Origin of the sequence: Corynebacterium atrinae (assembly GCF_030408455.1) — a bacterium.
In the GTDB taxonomy this organism is placed as follows: Bacteria; Actinomycetota; Actinomycetes; order Mycobacteriales; family Mycobacteriaceae; genus Corynebacterium; species Corynebacterium atrinae.
The window spans coordinates 1,743,840-1,770,027 of the sequence record NZ_CP046977.1; the positions used below are offsets into that span (position 1 = coordinate 1,743,840).

Consider the following 26,188-nt stretch of genomic DNA (forward strand, 5'->3'; position numbering starts at 1 on the left):
TTAGGCGTCCTCGGCAGGGTTCAGCTGCTGTTCCCGGTAGTCCTCGACGTCGGCGGTGTGCTCGATGAGCCAGCCGACGAAAGGATAAAACACGGGCAGCAAGCTGGACCCAAGCTCAGTGAGGGAGTAAACCACTCGGGGCGGGATCTCGTCGTGAGCGATGCGCCGGATAAGCCCGTCCCCCACGAGCGTATGCAGGCGCTGCGTGAGCATTTTCGGCGAAATCCCGTCCACGGCTTGATCGAGGTCGCTGTAGCGCATGTGCTGCCCGTCGAGGCTGACAATGATGAGGATCGACCACTTGTCAGCCAGGGTGGCCAACAGCCCGCGGCTGCGGCAGGTGCGGTCGAAAGGATCGACGTCTCGTGCCCAGCTATCCATGTCCTCCCATCGTAGTGGAGTAGGTCACCCGAGTAGACTGACCTTTCACCCCAGTCCGATCCTCAAGGGAGCCTGCAACGTGATTTCGGCACATGGAGCCCAGCTGCGTGTTACCAAGGACGCCATCGTCGTTGACCGCTCAGCGTTAGCCGCCGCGCTCTACGGCACCGCCACCGTCACCGTCCCGCTCGCCTCCGTCACCGGGGTGCGGGTCACCCCGCCTTCGCTTATCGACGTCGGTTTCACCTCCCTCTTGGGCGCCGATGTCACCGTCTCCTTCGCTCCCGGGCAAGAAGAACAGGCCCGCCTTTTCGCGCAGACGGTGGAGGCAGCCTTGAGAGGTGAGACCGTTGAGGAAGCATCGGGAGTGCCGGGCCTGGACTTCGTGTCCTTCGACGTCGAAACCGCCAACTCCGACTCCGGCTCCATTTGTCAGGTCGGTCTCATTCGTTACGTCGACGGAGTTGAGGTCGCGGCGGAATCCTGGCTGTGTGCTCCCCCACCGGCGATCTCCCACTTCGACTCTGGCAACATCGCCGTCCACGGGATCAACCCCGCGATGGTGGCAGATCAGCCAACCTTTGCCGACATCCTCCCGCGGCTGGCAGAGTTTGTCGGCGAGCTACCCCTGGTGGCCCACAACGCCCAGTTCGACACGATTGCCCTGGAACGAGCGTGCCGGAGCATCTCCCAAGCCGCACCTCCGTTCACATTCGCCTGCTCCCTCGCCCTCTCGCGCCACGCTCAACTTGGTTTGCGAAACCACCGACTTCCCACCGTGGCCGCGGCATTAGGCGTGGCCTTGGAGCACCATCACGATGCTTCCTCCGACGCCCGCGCCGCCGGAGAAATTGTGGTCACTCTTGCCCGGCGCGCTGGCCACGAGGGAAGTCTGCAAGATTTCCAGCACTCGCAGGGCTTCATCCTGGGCCACCTTTCCCATGGCGTCGTGCACCCCGTTCTCAAGGATCGTTCGGGGGCTCGGATAGCTCTGCAGGCGCGCGGAGAGGTGGACGTTGTTGAGCCTCCCCACGACGACGGCGCTCAAGACAGTGGCAACAACGGTCGGGGCAGCCGTCGGCCGGCACCATGGAAATCCTTCTCCACCCCGGACGTCATCCCCGAGCCCAACCTTGACGCGGACTCTGCTAACCCGCTCTACGGGCACAACGTCACTCTCTCCGGGGACTTCGAGCCCTTCGATAAGGGCCTGCTGTGGACGAAAATGGCTGAGCTAGGTGCCACTATCGGCAAGAATGTCACCCGCAAGACCACGATCCTGGTCGCCGGGGACTGGGCAACGCCGACGTCGAAACAGAAGCGGGCGCAGGAGCTCATCGACAAGGGCCAAGGAATCAGCATTTGGACCGGTGAACAACTCTTCGCTGTGTTGGGGCTCGACCCCAAAGCTGACACTGGGGACGGCGAGCAACCCCCGTTCTGATCACCCCCAATGCGGGGGACACGGAACCAACCGGCCTCGGAGGGGAGTCTGACAGTGGTGAGAATCCCATCGGACACCACTAGGAACAGGCCGCCCCATGTTGACTTCCTCCTCCGTTGATGCCACCACCATCCTCCCTTCCCTCCGCCGCCTCGAGCTACCGCAGCGGCGCGATTTAAGCGATGACGGTTTTGGTGATTCTCGCGCCACCATCACCCTGTCGCGCACCCTACTGGCCTGCCTCTACAGCGGTGAGATGGCGCTGAGTTACCGCCATCTCGGCGAGCTCGATCTCTCTGCACACCGGGCCTGGGACCTCGCCGCCAGTAACCTCATTGAGCGGGCTAGCTCTCCCCACGGGGTGCGCATCCTCACCCGGCCCGCCCCTATCTCCTTGGGCGCCGGTGCTCCGGGGGTGGAAGTCTCCACGCCTGGGGCCTGCGCTACAGCCTGGCTTGCCCATCCGCATAGCTTTTCCATCCTCGACTCTCATCTGGAAGGCCTGCTCGGCGAGACGGTGGGCTACCTCGTCCCCTCCCACTCCTTGTTGTTCGCCTTGCCGCTTTCCCAGTTGTCGGATTCTCGCTGGATTGAGGCCGCGGCGTCTTTGGTTCGACCACGAGAGAGTTTGATCGCCTCCCCCGTTCGGTGGTCCCAGGGGTTCCCCGCTGATCTCACCCGCTCCCCATTAGTCCCCGCGCACGCCTAGGCTAGTGGGTGCGTTTTTAGCATCCGCCCCCGACCAAGGAGTTCCATGCGCCGTCCCCTTACCGCCACCTACCGCCTGCAAATGCGCGGCCCACAGGCGGACCCCGCGGGTCGGTCCTTCGGTTTTGCCGAGGCGGCCGCCCAAATTCCTTACCTGCGTGATCTGGGGATCAGCCACCTCTACCTCTCCCCCATCTTCACCGCTTCCCCGACGTCGGCCCACAGCTATGACGTCACCGATCCCACGGAGGTCAATCCCGAGCTCGGCGGCATCGAGGGGCTGCGAGAGCTTTCCGCCGCGGCCCACGAAGTGGGGATGGGCGTCATCATCGACATCGTGCCGAATCATCTCGGGGTAGAGGACCCGAGGTTGAACGCCTGGTGGTGGGACGTGCTCAAGAATGGTCAGGATTCCCAATTCGAGCACTACTTCGACATTGACTGGCACGCCGATAACGGTGCCCGCGGAAAGCTGGGCATGCCGATCCTGGGCCAGCCGGGCGACGAAGACAAGCTTGAGCTGCGCGAGGTCGACGGTGAACTGGTCCTCGCCTACTTCGACCACATCTATCCTGTCGCCGAAGGTACCGCCACCGGCGTCGACGACGATGTCGCCGAGGTCTATGACCGCCAGTCCTATCGGCTCATGTACTGGCGCGACGGAGTCATTTCCTACCGCCGCTTCTTCTCCGTGAACGGGCTCGCGGGAATCCGCCAGGAGGACCCGATGGTCTTCGAGCACACGCATCGGATCATCCGTCAACTCATCGCGGAAGATCTCATCGACGGCGTTCGGGTCGATCACCCTGACGGCCTTTCCGATCCCTTCGGCTACCTCAACCGCCTGCGCGACGTCGTTGGCCCGGACCGCTGGCTCGTAGTGGAAAAGATCTTGGAGGTAAATGAAGTCCTCGACCCCCGTCTCGCGGTCGATGGAACAACCGGCTACGACGCCCTGCGCGAGTTCGACGGGGTTTTCCTCTCCCGGGAGGCTGAGGACTCGATGTCCATGTTGGCCCTGCAACAATCCGGTTCCACCTGGGATGACGCCGCCATGCACGCAGCTTCGCAGCAGCTCAAACGGGAGGTAGCTGGGGAGGAGCTTTCGGTTGAGATCCGCCGCCTTGGCCGCGCTATCCGCCGTGACAACTTCTCCACTGCTGGCTCCCAGGTGTCCGATGAGGATCTGCGCACCACGATCATCGAGCTCGTCGCCGCCATGCCCGTCTACCGCGCCGACTACCTGTCGCTCTCACGCGTCACCGCCACCATCGTCGCGGAGATGTCGCGTCGTTTCCCCTCGCGCCGTGATGCTCTGGACCTCATTGCTGCCGCACTCAATGCCAATGCCGAGGCGAAGATCCGATTCGCCCAAGTCTGTGGTGCCGTCATGGCCAAGGGCGTCGAAGACACGACCTTCTACCGTGCCTGTCGGCTCGTTGCCCTCCAGGAAGTGGGCGGCGCGCCCGGTCGCTTCGGAGTCTCCGCTGCGGAATTCCACCTCCTCCAGCAGGAGCGCGCCCGCCTGTGGCCCAAGGCGATGACTAGCTTGTCCACGCATGACACGAAGCGCGGCGAGGATGTCCGCGCCCGGATCATCGAGCTGACCGAAGTTCCCACTGATTTCTCCGAGTTCGTCCACCGCGTCACGTCCATCGTTCCCGCTCCCGACTCTGGGACCGGGCATTTTCTCCTGCAGAACCTGTTGGGGATCTGGCCTTCCGATGGTCTAGTTACCGATGCCATCCGCGAGCGTTTCCGCGCTTATGCGATGAAGGCCATCCGTGAGGCAGGAGTTCACACGACGTGGGTCGACCCGGATGAGAGCTTCGAGCTCGCCATCACCGACTGGGTGGATGCGCTTTTCGACGGCCCCGTCACCTCCATGATCACCGAGTTCGTCGCCCCCCTCGCCCGTGGCGCAGTACAGGTGTCACTGGGAAGGAAGATGCTCCAATTGGTCGGCCCGGGCATTCCTGATGTCTATCAGGGCACCGAGTTCTTCGACGATTCCCTCGTCGACCCCGACAACCGTCGCTTCGTCGACTACACGGCCCGCCGTCAGGTCTTGGACATGCTCTCCGAGGGCACTGCTACCTGGGACGCCGTGGCCGCAGAGGAGGGCGACCAGGGGCTCTACCCTCACCTGAAGACCCACGGTGACCGGGCCAAACTGCACGTCGTCCACACTGGCATTTCGGTGCGCTCGGAACACCCGGAATACTTCATTGGCGGCGATAGCCAAGCCGTCTACGCAGTCGGCCCCGCCGAATCTCACCTCATCGGCGTCGCCCGCGGCGACGTGAGCGCTCCCAGTGCCGCGGGGATCGGGGTCATCGCCCTAGCGACCCGACGTCCGCTGATCCTCGAGGACCGAGGTGGCTGGGAGGGAACGACGGTTACCCTGCCCGAGGGGTTGTGGCTGGAGCGTCTCACCGGACGTCAATTCAGCGGTACCGTTCCCGTGGGGGATGTCCTGTCGCTTTTCCCCACCGCCTTGTTGGTCAAGCAACCCGCGGTGGAGCGAGATGTCTGAGCGGCTCTCCCGGCTTGGGAGCCGGTACCACGAATGGGTCCGCCAGCACCCCAACGCCGCGGATGATTTCGGAGACTCGATCGAGGACCTGCTTGCCGACGCCGGCGTCACCTACGATCGCGTCACCGCCCGGGTCAAGGAATGGCCGTCGATGAAGACCAAAGCCCGCAAGCGCCGCGCGGATGGGACGTTCCTCTACCCGGACCCGTGGAAAGACATCAATGATCTCGTCGGAGTTCGGGTCACGACGTTTCAGTCGACGGAAATTCCCATGGTCATTGACGTTCTCCAGCAGTCCTTCACCGTAGAACGCTCCGTGGACAAGACCGCCGAGACTCGCATTTCAGGCGGCTTTGGCTACGGCTCCCACCATCTCGTGCTCACTGTGGACGAGAATTCCTCCGAGATCGAGGAACTGGCCCCTTATCAGGGCGTGAGTTTTGAGGTCCAGGTCCGCACGGTGCTGCAACACGCCTGGGCCGAGTTCGAGCATGACATCCGCTACAAGCGCGGCAGTGAGGATCTGGACCCGCGGGTTGATCGCGCCTTTACCCTCGCCGCCGGCCTTATCGAGCTGGCGGACCAGCAATTCGACCAGATCGGGGCGCTGCAAAACTCCGAAGGTTTGAAGGCTGGAGATGTCGATTTCACCGCCGAGACTTTGCCTGGGGTGCTCACCATGTTGCTGGGCAATCGCTTCCCCGGTTCGCGCTCGGAGAATTACCGCTGGTTGGAAGAGCTCCTCCACGCTAACGGCATCACCACGGTGGCGGAGTTGGAGGTGCTGCTGGACGAGAAGGCGATCGGCGAGGTTCACTCGGCCTTGAGCTACCGCTTCCACCCGGGCCAGATTCGCCTCATCGATGATCTTTTGTTGCGCCGATTTGGCCAGGGCCATATCACCCGGACGGGCGGAAGTGGCACGAGGGCGGCGCAACGCCCGCAGCGTTTGGCAGCTCGGTTGAAACGAATCCGCGCCGCGCGTCAAGTTTCGTCGGAAACGCCGAAGAAGCAGTAGCATGGTCAACGAACCTGATTACAGACTTCCTTAGGAGAAGACCTGATGCTTTCGTCCATCCGCGAAGATTTTCCCCAGGCTGCCGACGCGATTCACGTCTGGGCCCTGGCCGTCGCCAATTTCTTCCGGGATTTCGGTGTTGACTTCCCGCCTGCCAACTGGGGTCTGTTCTAGTCACCGCTAGCTTCCAGCGCTACGAAGGTGCGCCCGCGTGATCATGACGCGGGCGCACCTTTTCGCGGCCTAGCTCTGGGTTGAGTGTCGTCCTAGCTCAGCGCTCTGATTGGCCCACTGAGCCGACCGAAACCCGCACTTCCTAACAACTTGGCGGGTTTGGAAGGGGGATTGACCCCGGAGTTGTTAGGAAGTGCCGGTTTTGGGCTCCTCGCGCCACTCGCTTCAGCCCCTTCCCCGCAGCCGATCGATGTCACGTCGCTCGCGCTTCGTCGGCCGACCTGCCCCGCGGTCCCGGCGAGGTTGGGAAGCGAGGATTTCCTTGGAAGGCGGCGGCGGGGAATGGTCGACGTAGCAGGAACGGGCCACGGGCGCGCCGACTCGTTTGCGCACGGTTGCCAGCACTTCCAGGTCGAGCTCACGATGGTTGACCCAGACGCGGACGCGGTCACCGGGGACCACTTGTTGGGCGGGTTTTGTGGCGACGCCGTTGAGTTTGACGTGGCCGGCGCGGACGGCTGCGGCGGCGTCGGAACGCGTTTTGAAGATCCGCACGGCCCATACCCAGGCGTCGATGCGGACGGGCCCGCCGTCCGGTTGAGTCATGGTCGAAAAAACCTAGTAGTTGTCTTGGTGGTTAACGATCTTTTGCACCTTCGACCAGTTGATATAGCCTCCGGCGACGGCGACGACCATGCCGAGGATGAGGAAAGTCCAGCTGGTGAACAGCAGGCCGAGGGCTACGCCGCCGACGACACCGACGCCGACGCTCACGGCGGCGTTGCGGGTGTACTTGCGTACCGCCTGCTTGCGCTGCTCAATCGGATTATTGGGGCGACGTTGCATTGTCATAGCCCTCATTCTAGTAGCCCGCGCTTAAGACTCCACCCACGCTGTTCCTGATTCGCGCAGCTGCGCCGCCCCGGAGGTGAGCGCGGCCAAAGTAGAAGCAAGTTCTTCTCGCCCTCCTGGTGCGACGGCGAGGGTGAACATCACCCGCGCCGCGTAACTAACATCGACCACCTCGATGCCTCGGCCGCGCAGCTCCGCTTCGAGGCGTCCGGCGTCGGAATGCCCGACGTCGAGCGTGTACAGCTCCCGCAGGGAGCGGGTGACACGCGCAACCTGCGGCAGGAGTTGGCCGACGGCGTGGGAGTAGGCGTGGACGAGGCCCCCTGCGCCGAGCTTGACGCCGCCGAAGTAGCGGACGACGACCACGGCGGCGTCGATAAGCGAGGAACCTTTGAGCATGTCCAACATGGGCTTACCGGCGGTGCCGGAAGGTTCGCCATCGTCGGAGGAGCGTTCGATGGGTTGGGCGCCGTCGACGGCGACGATGAAGGCGCTGCAGTGGTGACGGGCGTCGGGGTACGTGGCTTTGACCTCGTGGATGAACTCGCGGGCTTGCTCCTCGGAACTGACCCGGCGTGCGACGGCGATGAAGCGGGAGCGTTTGACTTCGTACTCGTCGCTCCAGGTGCGGTTCGCGGCGGGAAGTTCGTACGAGGTCACCATGGGCATTGATGTTACCTGGCACGGCGTGGCGCAAACCCCTAGCCTGGAACGCATGACTGCGTATGAGCCATTGTCCGTGTGGGCCCCGTATGCCCACGACGTTCGGTTGCACTTGGGGGATGGTTCGGTTCATCCCCTGCAGAAGCTCGCCGGTGATTGGTGGGTGTCTGAGGTGATCGCGCAGCCCGGAATGCGCTATGGATATTCCCTGTTCAACGGGGAGGACTGGTCCAAGGTCGTACCCGATCCGCGCACGACGTCACAGCCCGATGGCATCCATGGGCTTTCCGAGGTCACTGACCCGGCCTTCGCCTGGACCTCTGGTGAGTGGACGGGGCGGGCGCTGCCGGGGCAGGTGATCTACGAGCTGCACGTGGGCACCTTCACGCCGGAGGGGACGTTTGCCGGGGTGATCGGCAAGCTTGATTACCTGCGGGACTTGGGCGTGACCGCCATCGAACTCATGCCCGTCCAACCCTTCGGCGGGACGCGGAACTGGGGTTACGACGGGGTAGACCTGCACGCCGTGCATGCGGCATATGGTGGCCCTGAGGGCCTGAAAAAGCTTGTCGACGCCGCGCACAACGCCGGCATCGGAGTCATCCTCGACGTCGTGTACAACCACTTCGGCCCGGACGGCAACTACAACGGCATGTTCGGCCCCTACACCGCCGGTGGGTCGACCGGCTGGGGCGAAGTGGTCAACATCTCCGGGCCCGATTCGGATGAGGTGCGGGCTTTTATTCTCGACGCCGTGCGCCAGTGGCTCGTCGAGTACCGCATCGATGGGCTGCGCCTCGACGCCGTCCACGCCTATGACGACCGCGGTGCCTTTTCCCTCATGGAGCAGATCCAGGCCGTCGCCGACGACGTAACGACCCGCACCGGGGTGCCCCGATACGTCATCGCGGAATCCGATCTCAACGACCCCCGGCTGATCACCTCCCCCGAGGCCGGTGGCTACGGCCTCGCTGCACAATGGCTTGATGACGTCCACCATGCGCTTCACACCCTCGTCTCCGGCGAGGACCACGCCTACTACGAGGACTACGGCTCCCTCGCTGCATTGGAGAAAACCCTGCGCGAAGCCTACTTTTTCACCGGCACGATGTCACACTTCCGCGGACGTACCCACGGCCGGGCCATCAACCGCGCGAGCACCCCGGCGCACCGATTTGTCACCTACACCACCACCCATGACCAGGTGGGAAACCGTGCCTCCGGTGACCGACCGTCGATGAACCTCAGCCCGAAGCAGCAGGTGCTCAAGGCCGCGATCATCTTCTCCTCCCCCTTCACCCCGATGCTGTTTATGGGTGAGGAATTCGGTGCACGCACCCCGTTCGCGTTTTTCTGCTCGCACACCGACGACCACCTCAATCGCCTCACCACCGAAGGCCGGACCCGCGAGTTTTCCCACACGGGCTGGGACCACGCCATGGTGCCCGATCCGGCTTCCCCGATGACCTTCGAGTCTTCCCAACTGAACTGGGCGTTCGATGAGACGCAGGAGGAGATTCACGCCGCTTATCGCGAGCTGCTGCGTCTTCGCGCGGAGCTGGGACTTGCCCGCGCCGACCTCACCCGCCTGATCGTGGAGACGGGCTCAGAAGATAACATGTGGCTGGCCATGGGATACGAGGACGTCATGCTCGTGGCCAATCTCTCTGCGGAATCGGTTACTGTGCCCTTCGGCGGCGAGTTGATTTACTCCTTCAGCACGCCTGCCGTGGGACCGGATGCCACGGACCTTGGGGCTTGGGAGTTCGCGCTGATCAGGCGCTGACCGCCGTGTTCATCACCTCCGCGCGCCTAGATACCCCCCTCGAAGAGCTCCCGCCCTACGTAGCGGGGCTGCCGGTGGTTCAGCTGCTAGCCGCGGAGGGTGTGGACTTTGACTCCCCCATCACCATCATCACCGGTGAGAACGGGACGGGAAAGTCCACCTTCATCGAGGCGATCGCCGTCGGCAGCCGACTCAACCCGGAGGGCGGCTCGCGCCATGCGTCCTTTGAAACCATGACAGACTCGGTCTCCCCGCTGCACGCCGCGATCACGCTGGTTCGGCGCCGCAACCCCGAAGACGCCTTCTTCCTCCGCGGGGAGTCCTTCTACCAACTGGCCAGCTACTACGAGACCCTCCACCCGGTGCCGCCGCGCAGCACTCCCATGAACGATCTCCGGAGGATGAGCCACGGCCAGTCCCTCATCGCCACCATTCTTCGCCGTTTCCACGGCGATGGGTTGTTTCTTCTCGACGAGCCCGAGGCCGGCCTGTCCACGCTCCGTCAGCTGGAGCTGCTGGGGCGTCTGTACCACCTCGCCGAGGCCGGTTCCCAGATCATCATGGCGACCCACTCCCCCATCCTCTTGGCCATCCCGGATGCCCAGATCCTCGAACTGACCCCCACCGGGGTGCGGTGGGTGCCGTTCGAGGAGACCGATGCCTTCGCCGCAGCCCAGGAGTTCGCCTCCGACCCCTTAGGCTCCGCGGCGTTCCTCACCGAGGAGGACGCATGAGCATTGCTGGTTGGTTCATCCGTGACTACCGCCCGGCGTATCCCCCTTCGCTCACGTCGCCGACACCGGAGTGGGTTGAGGCCGTCCCGGCGTTCCAGGTGCTCAAGAACGTGGGAAGGATCAACCTCGAACGGCCCTTCACCTTGTTCACGGGCGAAAACGGAGTGGGAAAGTCCACGCTTCTAGAAGGCATCGCCGTCTCCTGCGGATTTAACAGCGACGGCGGCGCCTATGGGGAACGGGTAGAAGAGCGGGTCAATCCCCTGCGCAATGCCGCTTATCCCACGATGGGGACCCGCGCCATGCAGGGCTACTTCCTGCGGGCAGAAACCCACTACAGCCTGGCGACGGAATTTGGCCGTAATCACGATCGCGACCTCAATGCCATGTCACACGGGGAATCCGTCATGCACCTCGTGCAGGAGAAGTTCCACGGCAACGGCCTGTTCCTTCTCGATGAGCCCGAGTCGGGCCTGTCCTTCGTGCGGCAGATGACGTTGCTCGCGGAGCTGCACCAGATCGCCCAGGCGGGCGCGCAACTGATCATCGCGACGCACTCGCCCGTCCTGTTGTCCTTGCCGGGTGCCCGCATCTACGAGTTCACGGCTGACGGCGATGTCCTCCGCGGGATCGGCGTGGACCAAACCACGTCCTTCCGGGCGTTGCGAGACTTCTTCGCCGATCCCCACACCATTGCCGAGTTCATGGTGCAAGCGACGGAGACAGACTAGAGGCTCACCAGGTACTCGTATTCGGGGGTCTCCGGGTGCAGCAGCTGGCATTCAATGCGCGAGGTGGACATCCGCTCCAGCAGTGGGTCCAAGTCGCTGGCTCGTCCGAGCTCGAGTCCCACGAGCGCCGCCCCGGTCTCGCGGTTGTTGCGCTTGAGGTACTCAAACAGCGTGATGTCATCGTCGGGGCCGAGAATGTCCGTGAGGAAGTGACGCAGCTGGCCGGGCTCCTGCGGGAAGTTGACGAGGAAGTAGTGCTTGAGGCCGCGGTGGACCAGCGAGCGTTCCATGATCTCGGCGTAGCGCAGGACGTCGTTATTGCCACCGGAGATGATGCACACCACAACCGAATCCGGCGCCAGGTTCGTGTGGCGCAAACCGGTGACGGATAGGGCTCCGGCAGGCTCGGCGATGATGCCCTCGTTTTGGTACAGCTCCAACAACTCGGTGCACACCGAGCCCTCTGAAACATCAATGGTGTGGATTCGCCCCTGGTTGGCCTCGACGATGTGAAATGGCAGGTCGCCGATGCGCTTGACGGCGGCACCATCGATGAAGGGGTCAAGTTTGTCCAAAGTAACGGGTCCACCGGCGGCAAGGGCAGCCTGCAAGGAGGCCGCACCGGCAGGTTCCACGCCGATGATGGCGGTCCTGGGAGCCATGTCGGCAAGGTAGCTGGCCACGCCTGACAGCAGGCCACCGCCACCGACGGGCACGAAAACCGAGTCGAGGGACTTGCCCACCGACGTCAACTGGGTGAGGATTTCCGCGGCGACGGTGCCCTGCCCGATGACGGTATCTCGGGCGTCGAAAGGCTCAACGACGGTGGCGCCGCGCTCGGCGGCATCGGCATGCGCAGCGGCGGACGCCTCATCGAAGTTGTTCCCCGTGACGATGAGCTCCACCATGTCCCCACCGTGGACCATAATGCGATCGCGCTTTTGCTTCGGGGTCTGGCTGGGAACGTAGATGCGTCCTCGGATACCCATTGTGCGACAGGCGTAGGCCACACCCTGGGCGTGATTGCCGGCCGAGGCCGCGACGATGCCCGCGGCGCGCTGTTCCTCGTTGAGGTTCGCCACCGCATAGTAGGCGCCGCGAATTTTATAGGAGCGCACGTCTTGCAGATCTTCTCTTTTGAGGTAGACCTCGACCCCGGTTTGTTCGGACAGGCGAGGGCAGTACTGCAGTGGCGTGGGGGCGATGACCGCCGAAATTCGGGCCTGAGCATGCTGAATGTCCGACGCGCGGACTGCGTCGAAAGTGTCAGGGGCCAGGGATACCGATGGGTTCTCGCTCATGGGGAAACAGTGTAGTCCGCCAAGTTCTCAGCGCTGAACAAGCAACTGAATTCTGCAGGGGGAAGATAATCTCACATGCAACTGCTATGTTTCATGGTGAATGTCTTCACGCCGTTAGGCCTCTTATTAGGAGAACCCATGAACCGTCGTCGTCTGACCGTCGCACTCGTCGCAGCCACTGCCACCGGCCTCGCGCTCGTTACTCCCGTCCAGGCCGAAGATGGCTCGGGCTCCAGCCTGTCCTCCGACACTTCCCTCAGCAGCACCCCCGAGGATCTGCCCGAGGGTATTCCTCCGCTCATGGGCTCCGCCGTTGTCACCGGTGATGCCAAGCTCGTCCTCGACACCGTGCAGGCGATCTTGATGGTCGGCGCCCTCGTCACCAAGGTCGCCGCCTTCGCCACCCCGTTCATCCCCAACGGTGAGGCCATGCTGCGCAACGCGCTCCGCAGCATCGGCGTGCCGGTCTAGTTCTCCACAACGGATTAAGGGGCTCACCGGCCGGTGAGCCCCTTTTTTGGCTGCATGGGTCTTAGCCTAGAATTCCCTGCCCCATCGTCGCCTTAAGGTCTCCCATCAATGATCCGGACCGTTCCACTCGCAGGTGCTCACCGAGGACCATCATCGTCGAGGAATCACCGTTGACGATCTTGAGATAGACATCAGATTCGCCCTTGTTGGATACCAACACCTGCTTGAGTTTGGTGATGTGCTCGATGGTGCACTGATCGGTGCGCAACGTCAGACGCAGCGGCAGGCCCGCCCCGTTGCCGGGCCCCAGCTCGGGGACCTTGAGGTCATCGCAGAACAATGACATGCGATCGTCCTTGATGGACACATGTGCCTTCGCCAGGATGATGTTGTCTTCAACGATCTGGGACGCTACCAGCGAGTAGACCTTGTTAAAGACGAGGAGTTCCACCTGCGCGCCATGGTGGTCTTCCATGGTCACGATGGCCCACGGGGAGCCATCCTTTTTGGAGAAGCGGCGGTCCACACCCGAGATGATGCCACCGATGGTCACCTCGGCTCCGTGGCGGGCCTCCCCCGCCAGGATGGTGGTCAGGGCGGTGTCGGTTTGAGCCTCGAGCGCCTCTTCGAAACCGTCCAGCGGATGGCCTGAGACGTAGAGGCCGAGCATCTCACGTTCCAAAGCCAGCTCGTGCTTGCGGTCCCAATTCTCCTCTGGCACCTCGATGGCGAACACGCTCACGCCGCTGTCGTCCCCCTCCTCACCGCCGAAGCCAGCGAAAAGGTCGAATTGTCCCTTGTCCGCGGCCTTCTTGGTGGCCAGAACAGAGTCGACGGCATCCTCGTGGACGAGCATGAGGCCCTTTCGGGGATGCTCCAGGGAGTCGAAGGCGCCTCCCTTGATGAGCGATTCCGTGATGCGCTTGTTGCAGGGAAGCAAGTCGATCTTGTCGAGGTAATCAGAGAAGGAGGTAAACGACCCCTTTGCCCTGCGCGTTTCCACAATCGACGCCACGACCTCCTCGCCCACGTTGCGGATGGCCCCGAGGCCGAAGCGGATGTCCTCGCCGACGGCGACGAAGTCATTCTCCGACTGGTTGACGTCCGGGGGCAGGACTTTCAACCCCAAGTGCCGGCAGTCCGAGAGGTAGATGGCGGATTTGTCCTTCTTATCCGCGACAGAGGTCAGCAGGGCGGCCATGTATTCGGGGGCGTAGTGGGCCTTGAGGTAAGCGGTCCAGAAGGACACGAGGCCATAGCCTGCGGCGTGTGACTTGTTAAAAGCGTAGGAGGCGAAAGGCAAGATGGTGTCCCACAGTGCCTTGATTGGCTCAGCGCTGAAGCCGTTGGAGAGCATCCCGGCCTCAAACTTCGCGTACTCCTTCTCCAGCACCTCGGGTTTCTTCTTACCCATGGCTTTTCGGAAGCCATCGGCTTCACCGGCGGTGTAGTTGGCCACCCGGCGCGAGATCTCCATGATCTGCTCCTGGTAGACGATGAGGCCGTAGGTCTCGTCGAGGATGTCGCGCAGCGGTTCCTCGAGCTCGGGGTGGATGGGCACGATGGGCTTGCGGCCGTTCTTGCGGTCGGCGTAGTCGAGGTGGGCGTTGACGCCCATGGGGCCGGGTCTGTAGAGCGCCAGGGAGGCGACGATGTCGTTGAAGCCGGTGGGCTTCATGCGTTTGAGCAGTTCCTGCATGCCGCCGGAGTCCAGCTGGAACACGCCGAGGGTTTCGCCCCGGCCGAGCAGCTCGTAGGTTTCCGTGTCCTCGATCGCCAGGGTTTCCAGGTCGAGGTCTTCGCCGCGGTTGGCTTTGATGTTGTCGAGGGCATCGCCAATGACGGTGAGGTTACGCAGACCGAGGAAGTCCATCTTGAGCAGGCCGATGGCCTCGCACGCCGGGTAATCCCAGCCGGTGATGAGCGCGCCGTCGTTGGCTCGCCGCCACATCGGGATGTGGTCGAGCAGCGGGACCGACGCCATGATCACGGCACAGGCGTGCACGCCCGCCTGGCGGACCACGCCTTCGAGGCCACGGGCGGTCTCGTAGATCTTCCGGATATCTGGGTCGGTTTCGATGAGCTGGCGGACCTCTCCGGCCTCGTTGAATCGCTCATGCGAGGAATCGGTGATGCCGGAAAGGGGGATGTCCTTGGCCATGATCGGCGGCGGCAGGACCTTTGTAATGCGGTCGGCCATTTGGTAGCCGGGCTGTCCGAACTGCACGCGGGCGGAGTCTTTAAGCGCCTGCTTCGTTTTCACCGTGCCGAAGGTGATCACCTGGGCGATCTTGTCCTCGCCCCAGCGTTCGGAGGCGTAGCGGATCATCTCACCGCGTCGGCGGTCATCGAAGTCGATATCGATATCGGGAGCAGACGGTCGCTCGGGGTTGAGGAATCGCTCGAACAGCAGACCATGTTCGATCGGGTCGATGTTAGTAATGGTCAAGGCGTAGGCGACGAGGGCACCTGCCGCGGAGCCACGGCCCGGGCCGACGCGAATGCCGATGGAGCGGGCGTGCTTGATGATCTCGGCGACGATGAGGAAGTAGGAGGGGTAGCCCTTCATGTCGATGACGTTGATCTCGAACTCAGCTCGTTCGATGTAGTCGGCGGGGATCTCGGCGCCGTGGAAACGCTCCCGCAATCCCTCCATCACCTCGTGGTGCAGCCACGTCGTCGGGGTGTGGCCGTCGGGGACATCCGCGACGGGCATGCGGTCGTGGGGGTGGGATTCCCAGATTTCGCTGTAGTCTTGCACCCTTTCCGCAATGAGCAGGGTGTTGTCGCATCCGTCGGGCACGATGTCGTCGAAAAGCTGTCTCATCTCCGAGGCTGGCTTGATGTAGTAGCCGGTGCCATCGAATTTGAAGCGATCAGGGTCGTTGAGGGTCTTGCCGGTTTGGACGCACAGCATCGCCTCGTGTGCCTGGGCCTGGGATTCCAGGACATAGTGGCAGTCGTTGGTGACGAGGGCGGGTAGTTCGAGCTTGCGGCCGATCTCCAGGAGCTCGGAGCGCACGCGCTGCTCAATGTGCAATCCGTGATCCATGAGCTCGAGGAAGTAGTTGTCTTTGCCGTAAATGTCCTGCCACATGGCGGCGGCTTCCAAAGCCTGGTCGAACTGACCGAGGCGGAGGCGGGTTTGCACGTCGCCGGAAGGGCAACCGGTCGTGGCGATGATGCCGTCGGCATGCTCGGCGATGAGCTCCGCGTCCATGCGCGGCCACTTGCCCAACTGCCCCTCGTAGGACGCCATCGAGGACAGGTAAAACAGGTTCTTTAAGCCGGTGGCATTCTCGGCGAGCATCGTCTGGTGCAGATAGGCACCAGAGGCGGACACGTCATCGGATTTTTGGTGGGGCTCACCCCAGCGCACGCGAGTTTTGTTGAAGCGGCTCTCGGGCGCCAAGTAGGCCTCGATGCCAATGATCGGCTTGATCCCCGCGGCCGTCATTCGCTTGTAAAAGGCATCGGAGCCAAACATGTTGCCGTGGTCGGTCATACCGACGGCGGGCATGCCTTGGCGACCAACCTCCTCCGCCAGAAGGTCCACCTTGGCCATTCCGTCGAGCATCGAAAACTCGGTGTGGTTATGCAAGTGGACGAAGGAGGAGTTCTTTGCCATGCCGTGAAGTCTAGCCAGTCTGGCAAGTCAAGGAAATTAGCTGAAGAAACGGCTAGTAGCATGGCCTGACATGATCTACGGTCTGGTCGCTTACCTGCTGTGGGGCCTGTTCCCAGCATTTTTCCCCCTGCTGTTGCCGGCGGGACCCGTGGAGATTCTTGCCCACCGTATCGTGTGGACCGCCGTGATCATGACCGTGGTGCTCACCGCGCTCAAAGGCTGGGATGCCCTGCGCCGCGCTAGCCGCTCGACGTGGCTTCTCCTCGTCCTGGCGGGGTTGCTCATTTCCGTCAACTGGGGCATTTATGTCGTTGCGGTGAACTCCGATCACGTCGCCGATGCTGCCCTCGGATACTTCATCAATCCTCTGGTTTCGGTGCTGCTGGGCGTGGTCTTTCTGGGCGAGCGCCTCAGCCGACTCCAGACAGTCTCGGTGGCGATCGCAGCCGTAGGCGTGATCCAGTTGACCTTCCTCTCCGGCCAGGCACCCATCCTGGCACTCGGGTTGGCCTTCTCCTTTGGCTTCTATGGCTTGGTGAAGAAGCAGGTACAGGTGCCTCCCACGGCATCATTGACCGCCGAATCCCTGGTCATGGCGCCGCTAGCGATTGGCTACCTCGTGTGGCTCAGCGCCGTAGGGCGCAGCACGTTTGTGGGCGAAGGCCCCTCACACACCGCGCTGCTCATCATCTCCGGCGTGGTCACCACGGTGCCCTTGCTGCTGTTCGGCATGGCCTCCAAGCGCATCCCCCTGGCTACCCTCGGCATGATTCAGTACCTCACGCCGACGATGCAGATGCTGTGGGCCCTGTTTGTCACCCACGAGCTTTTGTCCACGGGCCGGTGGATCGGCTTCATCATCATTTGGTGTGCTGTTGCCATCTACCTCATCGACCTGGCGCGGAAAGCTCGACGCCGCTCAACCACCAGGCGGCCCTAGGACTGCGGGACGTCGACGGGTCGCACACCGAAGCGACCCCAAGACGCGTCGGCGGGAAGCACCTCCACGGTGGCGATGTTGGCGTGGGAAGCGACCTCCCGCAGGGCGTCGCCGCTGTCGTAGACCACGACGGCGTCGAAACGCTCGGGAACCGGGACCTGGCCGACCCCGGAGAGCATTTGCGCGATGCGGCCAAGTTCGGTGTGGAAGACGGAGGCGCGGGAGGCGCCGTCGACAGGTTCCGGCAGGGGGAACGGCGAAGCCGAGGCGATGACCATGGCGTTGACGCGGCCCACCGAACCGAGTGCAGTTTGTGCCTCTTCGGGCGTCAACGGATGGGTGAAAGTGACCAACGCGTAGGCGGGGTCGTGAGCCTCTGCCACGCTGTCGGCGGCGCGGGCGGCGTAGACCGAATAGGGCTCGGAGGCCTCCTTGCCCACGATGTCGCCGTTGGGGGCGAGTGGCTTGGATGTCGCATCATCAAAGAAGGCGAAGATGAGGGCCCCGACGAGAGCGATGATGGCAACGGCGCCGACGACGCGAGAAAGCAGGGTCGCGCGCTGCTCAGTCATTCTTTCACTCGATCCAAGGCGAGGGCGAGGTCATCCGGGTAGGAGGCTTCGATCTCCATCCAGCGACCGTCGGCCGGGTGATGGAAACCGAGTCGCACGGCGTGGAGCCACTGGCGGCCAAGCCCCAGGCGCTCGGAGAGGTCGGGATTGGAGCCATACATCGGGTCGCCCACGCACGGGTGACCGATGGCGGACATGTGGACGCGGATCTGGTGGGTGCGGCCGGTTTCCAACTTCACCTCTAACAAGGTGGCCTCGCGGAACGCTTCGATCGTGTCGTAGTGGGTGATCGCATGTTTGCCCTCGGCGGTCACGGCGAAACGCCAGCCGGAGGAGGGGTGACGGCCGATGGGGGCGTCGATCGTGCCGGTGAAAGGATCGGGGTGCCCCTGGACCAGGGCGTGGTAGGTCTTGTTCACGGTCCGGTCGCGGAAAGCTTGCTTGAGCACGGAGTATCCGCGTTCTGAGGCGGCGACAACCATGACGCCGGAGGTGCCCACGTCGAGCCTCTGCACGATGCCCTTGCGCTCCGGCGGGCCAGAGGTGGAGATGCGGAAACCGGCGGCCGCCAATCCACCGACGACCGTGGGGCCTTCCCACCCGACGGTGGGATGGGCGGCGACCCCGACCGGCTTGTGCACGGCGATGAGATCGTCGTCGGAGTAGAGGATATCTAGACCCTCGACCAACTCCGCCCGAGGGGTGAGGTCGGCGACTTCGGGGAGGGTGACCTCCAGCCAGGTGTCGGCGGTGAGCCGATCGGACTTGCCGACGGGCGAGCCTTCGATAAGCACCTCCCCTGCCGTGGCGAGGTCGGCCGCGACCGTGCGGGAGAGGCCCAGGAGCTTGGATAGGCCCGCATCGACGCGCATGCCAGCCAACCCCTCGGGGACGGGCAGGGTGCGGGTTTCGCGTTGGCTCATGCCTCGGCCTCCTCGGTTGGTGCGGGTTTGACGCGGCGTTCCTCCACAAACATCGCGACAACGAAAACCACAACGCCGACTGTAATGGAGGCATCCGCCAGGTTGAAGATGGCGAAGCGGCCGACGGAAATGTAATCCACGACGTGGCCGAACCAGAAGCCGGGATCTCGGAAGAGACGATCGAGGAGGTTACCCAGCGCGCCGCCGGCGATCATGGCCAGGCCCACGGCCTGCCACCGGTCGCGGATGCGGGGGGACACCACCGCGATCACCACTACAAAGGTGAGCTGGATGGTGGTAAACAGCCAGGTGGAGTTCTCCCCCATAGAAAACGCCGCCCCCGGGTTGAACAGCAGGTACAGCCGTAGCCAATCACCAATCACGGGGACGATGTCGCCCGGTTCCATCAGGTGCACCACCAGCGACTTGATCACCTGGTCGACGGCCGCCACCATGACGATGATGGCGGCCATGAGGGCCACATGTCGGGCGCGCGGCACGGGTGCTGCGGAAGCTGCTGGCTGAGTCACGCTGACCATCATCCCCCACCCCGCCGCCTCAGGTCCACCCGTCCACCTGCATGGAGTAGCGTGGACGATGTGAATTTCTCCACGTCGCGCCGTTTCCCGCGTCCGATCCTCGCCGCTGCCTCCCTGGTAGCGTCAACGACCCTGCTGCTCAGCGCCTGCACGGCCGAGCAGGACTCCTCCCCTACGGTGGAGAACGCGGTCGGTCTGCCGGTGGATGCGAGTCGGGTGGTCGTGGAATCCCTCGGTGATCCGACGAACGATCCGGCGGGGGACACAGGCGCGCAGCAGGCACAAGTCATCGCCTTCCGCGACGCCACCCCCGAGGGCGAGGATGTTACTGACCACACCTTCAATGTGGAGGTGGCGGAGGGGTTCAACCAGTTCGCGATCACCCAGGACAAGCTCGATGTTAACGCTCCCGCCGGGGGTGATGTGCAGACCATGCGTCTGCCGCTGACCGGTGCCACCCGGGTCGCCGCCGAAGCAAACACCAACAATCAGGAGCGGGCCGCCACCCGGGATGTGTCGTTGGTCCTGGGGCAACCGTCGAACTCCAACCTGGAGCTGACCGATGATGTTCGCTCCACCGAGGGCTTCCTCGTGGGTTGGCGCGCTGAGGATAACGGGGCCATGTCCACGGTGCGGCTAGCCGCCCCGCAGGATGCGACTGACAATGGCCGCGCCGTCACGGAGCAGGCCCTGCTCAAGCTGATGTCGCTGCCCGTCGAGTTCCCCACCGAGGAGATCTCCGAAGGCGCACGGTGGACTGTCGATTCCCGGGTCACGGGCGAATCCACCCTCCTGCAGACCACGACGTACACGGTGACGTCTATCCAGGGGGACACGGTCACCCTCGACGTGAAGGTGCAACAACGCCCGGCGATCAGCTCACTGAGCATAGATGGTCTCCCCGGGGCGATGCAGATGACCGGGGAAACTCTCAACGTCCTGCACTCCAACACCACCAGCGAGGGCACGCTCACCGTCGACCTGACCAAGCCGCTGCCTATCGATGGCCGCGTCTCCTTCACCACCCGCGTCGTCTACGGCGGGCAGGATCCAACGATTAGGATCGTGCAGGATTCGACCACGTCCCTGGCCTTTACTGAAGGCTAGTTCTCCTGACTGATATAGTGACCCCCATGATCCTTTGGTAATTCACCCTCATTTCCCCATCTTCCGTGCGGTTGCAGCCTGAACACTCGGCTCCCGCCCCGGCCGAAGGATCACCTCATGGCTTCTCCCCACCACTTAAAAATTGACGGCGTGAGCTTTACCTATCCCGGTACTGCCCGCCGCGTGCTTACCGACGTCGACTTCGCCGTCCCCGCCGGGCGCGTCACCGGACTCATCGGCGAAAACGGTGCCGGAAAATCGACGCTGCTGGAGATCATCGCCGGCACCCTGGAACCGGATGTCGGCTTTGTCACTACCCCTCCGACCACGGGGTTCATCGCGCAGGAAACGGAACTGCCGTTCTCCTCCCCCGTGTCCGCGCTTATCGACGCCGCCGTGGCCGAGCTCCGCGCCGTCGAGACGCGCATCGGCGAAATATCGTCCGCCATGGCGGACAATCCGGACGACCCGGCACTGGCCGATGCCTTCGATGCCGCCCTCGCCCAGGCCGAGCAGTCTGGGGTGTGGGAGCTCGATGCCCGCATCGCCACCGTCCTCGCCGGGCTCGGGTTGGCGGATATTCCCCTCGCCACGACCATTGGCCACCTCTCTGGTGGACAGCGTCGCCGATTCGCCCTGGCTGCCCTCTTGTTGCGCCCTGTCGATGCCCTCGTGCTTGACGAGCCCACCAACCACATCGACGATGACGGCGTGGACTTCCTCATCAACGAACTCAAAGAGTTCTCCGGCCCGGTTCTCGTCGCCAGCCACGACCGCTTCTTCCTGGATAAGTCCGCCGATGCCCTCGTCGACCTCGATCCTGGACTCGGCGCGGAGGGCGGTTCGGGCGAAGCGACCCGCCAAGGCATTCAGTTCACGGGCTCCTTCAGCGACTACCTGGAGTCCCGCGAAGACATCCGCCGCCGCTGGGAGGAGCTTTACGCCGCCCAGGAGCACGAACGCCTCCGCTTGGAAAAGGCCACCCAGACCGGCGAATCGGACATCTTCCACAGCGACAAGTCGAAGTCTGAGTCCCGGATCACCGACAAGTTCTACGCCGACCGCGCGGCCAAGACCCTGGGTAATCGACTACGCTCGGCCCGCAACCGGCTCGAGGCGTTGGAGCGCGACGAGCTGCCCAAGCCGCCCGCACGCCTGCAGTTCCACGGCATTCCCGAGCACGGCACGCTGGCTTCCCTCGGGGAACCGGCTGTCGTCGCCCGCGATCTCGTGGTCACCGACCGGCTCGGGCCCCTCGACATCACTGTGCAGCCCGGCGACCATTGGCTGGTCGAAGGCCCGAACGGCGCTGGTAAATCCACCTTCTTGTCGGTAATCCAGGGTCGGGTGCCAGTAGATGAGGGCCTGCTGCGCATCCCGGAGGAAGTACGTATCACCCGGCTGAGCCAGGACGACGAGTGGATTGACCTCGATACTCCCGCCATCGATATCTTCACTGCCCGCGTCCCCGCCGGCTCCCCCAGCCTCATGGATATGGGCCTGATGAACGAAGAAACCGCCGCCCGACCCCTGGGAGAACTCTCCCTGGGGCAGAGGCGACGGGTATCGCTCGGCATCATCTTGGCGTCTCCGCCGGACATCCTGCTTCTCGATGAGCCCACCAACCACCTCTCCCTCGCCTTAGCGGAGGAGCTGGAGGAGGCCTTGTCTCAGTTCCCTGGCACGGTGCTCATGGCCACCCATGACCGGTGGATTCGCCGCCGGTGGGCGGTGCGCACCGACGGCCGTGGCAAGATCCTCACCTTGGAGGGCCGCGAAAGCCGCGAAGGCTAAGAGGTCGGGGCCTCCACCGGTGCCTCGGCGGGCGCTTCCTCTGCCGGAGCCGGTGCTGGTGCAAACTCCTGGCACATGGCCGGAACCTGGTCCGGGGCCACGGTGTTGGTGATCAGGGTGCAGGCCCAGGACTGGGAGAGCTTCCACTCGCCGTTTTCGTAGATGAACTCCACGTTCTCGGCGGGCTGAGCGGGCTGATCCGGGAGGGTGAAGTTCACGGATGCGAGGACGGAGTCCGGGGTGTAGCCCGGCAGGACCGGGTTGACCACCTGGAATTGGGCTCCGGACTCGGCCTGCGAGGCAGCCATCGTTTCAAAGAGCTCCGGGGCGGTCTCTCCACCTTGGACCGTGGACACCTTGTTTTCCAGCGGCACGTTCGGGTCGGTGGCGCGGGCGAGGACCTGGTTGAGTTCGTCGGCCGTCGGCAAGCTGGGGGCGGCGATGGCTGATTCGGTGGCCGAGCCACTGGCAGACGTGGTGGCGGATCCGCCATCGTCGGTGCTGCAGGCGGTCAGGGCGAGGGCAGCGCCCACGGCGGCCGCCAGCGCGGTGATTTTGTTCAGCTTCACGGAAATAACTCTCCTTAGTCTGGGCACGATCGGTCAGAGCTTTTCAGATGCCCGTATCGGCATAAATCGTACACGGGATAATCCCGCTATCCCCCATTCCGAAGCTGTGAATCCTGTGGCATGGTGGTGGGATGACCCGCATCATGCTGCTGACCACCGGGGGAACCATCGCCTCTGCCGCCGACGAATCTGGGGCGTTCGTCCCCGTCGTCAGTGGCCGCGAGCTACTCGACGCCGCCCTCCCCTCGCTCCCCGATCACATCTCCGTCACCGTGCGCGACCTCACCCGACTGGACTCCTCGGCGATCACGTTGAGCGAGCTCGACGGGATCATCGCGGCCGTGCACGCCGACTTGGCCGACCCGGACGTAGACGGCATCGTCATCACCCACGGCACGGATTCCATGGAGGAAACGGCCCTGGCCCTTGACATCTTCCACGCCGACGGCCGCCCTGTAGTACTGACTGGCGCGCAGCGCTCCTTCGACCACCCGTCCTCTGATGGGGTGGGCAATCTCGTCGACGCCATCCGCCTGGCCGCCGATCCCCTCTCCCGCCGCGAGGGAGTGCTCATCGCTTTCGGCGGCTGGACCATCCCGGCGCGCGGGGCCTCCAAGCGCCACACCGGCGAGCTTGACGCATTCATTTCCACCACCCCCCGCGAGGATCGCCGCCCCAAGGCTGTCCCCGTTGTGCCCCTCGCTGGCACGGTCGTGCCCGTCGTCGCCGCCTGGCCCGGGGCCGGACGAGAGCTTATCGACGCCGCCGTCTCCGCCGGCGCCCAGGGCATCGTCGTCGAGGCCCTCGGCTCCGGCAACATGGGCCCGGCGATGGGTGAGGGCGTCGCCGCGGCCTTGGCGGCGGGTATCCCCGTAGTCGTCACCACCCGGGTTCCCGCCGGTGAAGTGGCGCTGGCTTATGGCGGCGCGGGCGGGGGTGCCACCTTAGGGTCTTTGGGTGCCGTGGGTTCCGGCTACCTCCGCGCCGGGCAATCGCGCATTGCCCTCATCGTGGCGTTGGCCGGTGGCCACCCGATTGCCGACATGCTTTAGCGGTCTTCTGCGGCCAGCCACTCGTCCCACGCGAGGCTGGCCAATGGGTCAGCCGCCGTGAGGTCTGGGTCATCGACGTCGAAGGTACGGGTCTTGCCGGGGCCGGTAGCCCTAGTTTCAAAACGCACCGACACGATCCCATGACCCGTGCCCTGCACCCACCCATGACCAAACTCCGGGTGATGGACATCCTGGGTGGCTCGCCAGCCCGACTCATCGACGGCGAAATCGGTCACGATCTCAGTCGGTGGGGTGGCATTGTCGCTGACGCCCGACTCGAAATCATCCGTCCCGGTGGAGTGAGCGACGGTGGTGTGGCGATCAAGCTCGGGAAACATGACGTCCTGCCGGGTCTGCTCCAGGCCGGAAAATCCGACGCCGACCAGGCGAATCGGTCCCACCTCGCTGGGATAGCGCAGGAGACGGAAGGCGGTCGCGCGCAAGGATTCCTCATCATCGGTGGCGTATCCCATCGTCGCGGAACGCGACTCGGTGTGAAAGTCTGCCATCTTGAGTTTGACGGAGACGGTGCGGGCGCAGCGACCGTCGATAAGCAAACGGCGATGGGCCTGATCGAAGGCGCGGCGGGCGGCGGCATCGACATCGCCGCGGGTGGTGAGGTCGCGGGGATAGGTGTGCTCGGCGGAGATCTGCTTCGCCTCGGCGCGAGGCTCGACGGGGCGATCATCGATGCCGCGCGCTAAGGACCACAGCATTGGCCCCATCGTCCCGCCCAGGGAGATGGCAACCTCCTTCTCGCTCAGGGCGGCCAGATCTCCGATCGTTTCGATGCCAATCTGGGCGAGCTTCGCCTGGGTCACGGGGCCCACGCCCCACAGCTTTCCCACCGCCATGGGGTGGAGAATTTCTAGTTCCTCCTCCGCCGGAATGACGAACGTGCCGTTGGGTTTCGCCTCCCCGGAACCAATTTTGGCGAATTGTTTTCCCGTACCCGCCCCGATGGAGCTGGGTAGTCCAGTCTCCCGCAGGATGAGCGCGCGCAGGTTATCAGCCCAGCGGCGGACCTCCTCTGGGCTCGCGCCGACCAACTCCGCGGGCTCCATGAAGGCCTCGTCGATGGAGAGCTGTTCGAGCACGTCCACGTGGGTGGAAATGAGTTCAAAGACGCGTCTCGACGCCGCCGAATACACCGCATGGCGCGGGCTGACGAGCACGGCGGAATAGCCAATGAGCCGGGCGGCTCGCTGCGTGGGCATGGCCGAACGAGCACCGAAACTTCGCGCCTCATAGCTCGCCCCGGCCACCACTCCCCGCCCGGATACGCCCGCCACCAGGACCGGCCGCCCGCGGAGGGTGGGGCGGGTCAACTGCTCGACGGAAGCGAAAAAGGCATCCATGTCGATGTGCAGGACCCAGCGTTGCATGTCACACCAATGGATCGTCCGGCTTGGGCACCGGCTGTCGCACGATCGCAACGGCGGCGACCACGAGCGCGATGCCGACGAGCTCCGCCCCGCTCAACCACTGCTGCAAAGCGATCGCCCCGAGCAGGGCGGCCACCACCGGCAACAGCGCCTGGAGAAGGGCGAAGTACGAGGGTCCGGCCATCTTCATCACGACCTGGTCGAGGGAATAAGGGATGATGGCGGACAAAACGCCCAGGCCGAGCGCGAGGCCCAGCAATTGGGTGCCCGGCATGGCGACGTCATCAGGCCACAGCGCAACGATGAGAGGCAAAGCGATGACGGCTGCGATGGAAAAGCCGACAGTCATCGACTTGCGCGGGTTGGCCGTTCCGCCCACGACGCGGGAGCCGACGACGATGTACACCGCCCACAGGCCACCGGCGAGCAAGGCGAAGAACAGACCCAACGCCGAGGTCGACCAGACGGCGCCGGAGATAACGACGACGCCGATGGTGGCCAAGAGCAACCCCAGCCAATCGCGAATGCTTCGGGAACCAATGGCCGCCACGAGGACGGGGCCGAGGAACTCCACCGCCACGGCCGTGCCCAACGGCAGCCGGGCAATGGCCTCGTAGAAGCTCATGTTCATGCCCATCGTCGCAATGCCGTAAATCGCCGCCTGGGCCCCGTCGCGGCCGAGGAAGGCCCGGACTCCAGGGCGGACCAGAACCAGCAGGATAACGGCAGCCGAGGAGATGCGGAACCAGGCGACGATGATGGGCGGGAGGACGTCGAAAAGCCCCACCGCGACGGCGGCTCCGGCATAAAGGCTGAGCCCCGAGGCGACCATCACGGCTGGAGCCGCGATACCCGTCCCGGGGCGAGGAAACCTACTCAT

Annotated in this window: 25 protein-coding genes; 13 read left to right on the forward strand and 12 right to left on the reverse strand. The window is 64.0% G+C overall.

The window, feature by feature from the left end; genetic code table 11:
* Nucleotides 1-381, reverse strand: coding sequence for a winged helix-turn-helix transcriptional regulator (locus CATRI_RS08535; protein ID WP_290216616.1), 381 nt, complete (start codon nt 379-381; stop codon nt 1-3).
* A 79-nt stretch (nt 382-460) separates the two neighbouring features.
* Between CATRI_RS08535 and CATRI_RS08540 the strand changes: the two genes are divergently transcribed.
* The 5 genes from CATRI_RS08540 (at nt 461) to CATRI_RS08560 (ending at nt 6,261) form a co-directional block, all read left to right on the forward strand.
* Nucleotides 461-1,825: a 3'-5' exonuclease gene (locus tag CATRI_RS08540; RefSeq protein WP_290216618.1), complete on the forward strand. Its 1,365-nt coding sequence runs from the start codon at nt 461-463 to the stop codon at nt 1,823-1,825.
* Between the two features lie 97 nt (nt 1,826-1,922).
* Nucleotides 1,923-2,534 (forward strand): hypothetical protein, encoded by a 612-nt coding sequence (locus CATRI_RS08545; RefSeq protein ID WP_290216620.1) that lies wholly within the window; start codon nt 1,923-1,925, stop codon nt 2,532-2,534.
* A gap of 45 nt (nt 2,535-2,579) precedes the next feature.
* Nucleotides 2,580-5,069, forward strand: a complete 2,490-nt coding sequence (treY, locus tag CATRI_RS08550) for a malto-oligosyltrehalose synthase (protein ID WP_290216622.1) — start codon at nt 2,580-2,582, stop codon at nt 5,067-5,069.
* Nucleotides 5,062-6,087, forward strand: coding sequence for a GTP pyrophosphokinase (locus CATRI_RS08555; protein WP_290216625.1), 1,026 nt, complete (start codon nt 5,062-5,064; stop codon nt 6,085-6,087). Before treY ends, CATRI_RS08555 begins: the two co-directional genes overlap by 8 nt.
* Nucleotides 6,088-6,132: 45 nt before the next feature.
* Nucleotides 6,133-6,261, forward strand: a complete 129-nt coding sequence (locus tag CATRI_RS08560; protein ID WP_290216627.1) for a hypothetical protein — start codon at nt 6,133-6,135, stop codon at nt 6,259-6,261.
* A gap of 225 nt (nt 6,262-6,486) precedes the next feature.
* Here the strand turns inward: CATRI_RS08560 and CATRI_RS08565 are convergent, their stop codons facing one another.
* The 3 genes from CATRI_RS08565 to CATRI_RS08575 are packed head-to-tail and all read right to left on the reverse strand — an operon-like array spanning nt 6,487 to nt 7,782.
* Nucleotides 6,487-6,867 carry an RNA-binding S4 domain-containing protein gene (locus tag CATRI_RS08565; protein WP_290216628.1) on the reverse strand — a complete coding sequence of 127 codons (381 nt, stop codon included), beginning with the start codon at nt 6,865-6,867 and terminating at the stop codon, nt 6,487-6,489.
* Between the two features lie 12 nt (nt 6,868-6,879).
* Nucleotides 6,880-7,113, reverse strand: coding sequence for a hypothetical protein (locus CATRI_RS08570; protein WP_290216630.1), 234 nt, complete (start codon nt 7,111-7,113; stop codon nt 6,880-6,882).
* Nucleotides 7,114-7,137: 24 nt separating this feature from the next.
* Entirely contained in the window at nt 7,138-7,782 is a 645-nt protein-coding gene (locus CATRI_RS08575) for a YigZ family protein (protein WP_290216632.1), read from the reverse strand.
* A 46-nt stretch (nt 7,783-7,828) separates the two neighbouring features.
* Here CATRI_RS08575 and treZ point away from each other — a divergent pair, with 46 nt between their 5' ends.
* From treZ to CATRI_RS08590, 3 genes are read left to right on the forward strand one after another with little or no spacing between them, the layout of a single operon-like run.
* Complete coding sequence (gene treZ / locus CATRI_RS08580) at nt 7,829-9,562, forward strand: malto-oligosyltrehalose trehalohydrolase (RefSeq protein ID WP_290216633.1); 1,734 nt, start codon at nt 7,829-7,831, stop codon at nt 9,560-9,562.
* Nucleotides 9,563-9,567: 5 nt separating this feature from the next.
* Nucleotides 9,568-10,296, forward strand: coding sequence for an AAA family ATPase (locus CATRI_RS08585; RefSeq protein ID WP_435384200.1), 729 nt, complete (start codon nt 9,568-9,570; stop codon nt 10,294-10,296).
* Nucleotides 10,293-11,027 (forward strand): AAA family ATPase, encoded by a 735-nt coding sequence (locus CATRI_RS08590; RefSeq protein ID WP_290216637.1) that lies wholly within the window; start codon nt 10,293-10,295, stop codon nt 11,025-11,027. Before CATRI_RS08585 ends, CATRI_RS08590 begins: the two co-directional genes overlap by 4 nt.
* Here the strand turns inward: CATRI_RS08590 and ilvA are convergent.
* Nucleotides 11,024-12,328, reverse strand: a complete 1,305-nt coding sequence (gene ilvA / locus CATRI_RS08595; RefSeq protein WP_290216639.1) for a threonine ammonia-lyase IlvA — start codon at nt 12,326-12,328, stop codon at nt 11,024-11,026. The two genes, CATRI_RS08590 and ilvA, sit on opposite strands and share 4 nt — an antisense overlap.
* A gap of 138 nt (nt 12,329-12,466) precedes the next feature.
* Here ilvA and CATRI_RS08600 point away from each other — a divergent pair, with 138 nt between their 5' ends.
* On the forward strand, nt 12,467-12,799 hold the full coding sequence (locus CATRI_RS08600) for a hypothetical protein (RefSeq protein ID WP_290216641.1): 333 nt from the start codon (nt 12,467-12,469) through the stop codon (nt 12,797-12,799).
* Nucleotides 12,800-12,860: 61 nt separating this feature from the next.
* Here the strand turns inward: CATRI_RS08600 and dnaE are convergent, their stop codons facing one another.
* Nucleotides 12,861-16,427, reverse strand: coding sequence for a DNA polymerase III subunit alpha (gene dnaE / locus CATRI_RS08605; RefSeq protein WP_290216643.1), 3,567 nt, complete (start codon nt 16,425-16,427; stop codon nt 12,861-12,863).
* A gap of 70 nt (nt 16,428-16,497) precedes the next feature.
* On the opposite strand from dnaE, the gene rarD reads away from it, so the two are divergent.
* Nucleotides 16,498-17,367 carry an EamA family transporter RarD gene (gene rarD / locus CATRI_RS08610; protein ID WP_290216645.1) on the forward strand — a complete coding sequence of 290 codons (870 nt, stop codon included), beginning with the start codon at nt 16,498-16,500 and terminating at the stop codon, nt 17,365-17,367.
* Here the strand turns inward: rarD and CATRI_RS08615 are convergent.
* From CATRI_RS08615 to lspA, 3 genes are read right to left on the reverse strand one after another with little or no spacing between them, the layout of a single operon-like run.
* On the reverse strand, nt 17,364-17,939 hold the full coding sequence (locus CATRI_RS08615) for a hypothetical protein (protein ID WP_290216647.1): 576 nt from the start codon (nt 17,937-17,939) through the stop codon (nt 17,364-17,366). The two genes, rarD and CATRI_RS08615, sit on opposite strands and share 4 nt — an antisense overlap.
* Nucleotides 17,936-18,862: an RluA family pseudouridine synthase gene (locus CATRI_RS08620; RefSeq protein ID WP_290216649.1), complete on the reverse strand. Its 927-nt coding sequence runs from the start codon at nt 18,860-18,862 to the stop codon at nt 17,936-17,938. Before CATRI_RS08620 ends, CATRI_RS08615 begins: the two co-directional genes overlap by 4 nt.
* On the reverse strand, nt 18,859-19,401 hold the full coding sequence (gene lspA, locus CATRI_RS08625) for a signal peptidase II (RefSeq protein ID WP_290221067.1): 543 nt from the start codon (nt 19,399-19,401) through the stop codon (nt 18,859-18,861). The genes CATRI_RS08620 and lspA overlap by 4 nt, the downstream gene beginning before the upstream one ends.
* A 60-nt stretch (nt 19,402-19,461) precedes the next feature.
* On the opposite strand from lspA, the gene CATRI_RS08630 reads away from it, so the two are divergent.
* Both CATRI_RS08630 and CATRI_RS08635 read left to right on the forward strand, forming a co-directional pair.
* Nucleotides 19,462-20,508: a hypothetical protein gene (locus CATRI_RS08630; RefSeq protein WP_290216650.1), complete on the forward strand. Its 1,047-nt coding sequence runs from the start codon at nt 19,462-19,464 to the stop codon at nt 20,506-20,508.
* Nucleotides 20,509-20,625: 117 nt separating this feature from the next.
* A complete protein-coding gene (locus CATRI_RS08635; protein ID WP_290216652.1) occupies nt 20,626-22,302 on the forward strand; it encodes an ABC-F family ATP-binding cassette domain-containing protein in 1,677 nt (558 codons plus the stop codon).
* Here CATRI_RS08635 and CATRI_RS08640 read toward each other — a convergent pair.
* Complete coding sequence (locus CATRI_RS08640) at nt 22,299-22,871, reverse strand: WKL family lipoprotein (protein ID WP_290216654.1); 573 nt, start codon at nt 22,869-22,871, stop codon at nt 22,299-22,301. The genes CATRI_RS08635 and CATRI_RS08640 overlap by 4 nt on opposite strands.
* Before the next feature lie 131 nt (nt 22,872-23,002).
* Between CATRI_RS08640 and CATRI_RS08645 the strand changes: the two genes are divergently transcribed.
* Nucleotides 23,003-23,923 (forward strand): asparaginase, encoded by a 921-nt coding sequence (locus tag CATRI_RS08645; RefSeq protein ID WP_290216657.1) that lies wholly within the window; start codon nt 23,003-23,005, stop codon nt 23,921-23,923.
* On the opposite strand, the gene CATRI_RS08650 is transcribed toward CATRI_RS08645, so the two are convergent.
* Together CATRI_RS08650 and CATRI_RS08655 are read right to left on the reverse strand one after the other, a co-directional pair.
* On the reverse strand, nt 23,920-25,308 hold the full coding sequence (locus CATRI_RS08650; RefSeq protein WP_290216658.1) for a DNA polymerase IV: 1,389 nt from the start codon (nt 25,306-25,308) through the stop codon (nt 23,920-23,922). The genes CATRI_RS08645 and CATRI_RS08650 overlap by 4 nt on opposite strands.
* A gap of 1 nt (nt 25,309) precedes the next feature.
* A complete protein-coding gene (locus CATRI_RS08655) occupies nt 25,310-26,188 on the reverse strand; it encodes an EamA family transporter (RefSeq protein ID WP_290216660.1) in 879 nt (292 codons plus the stop codon).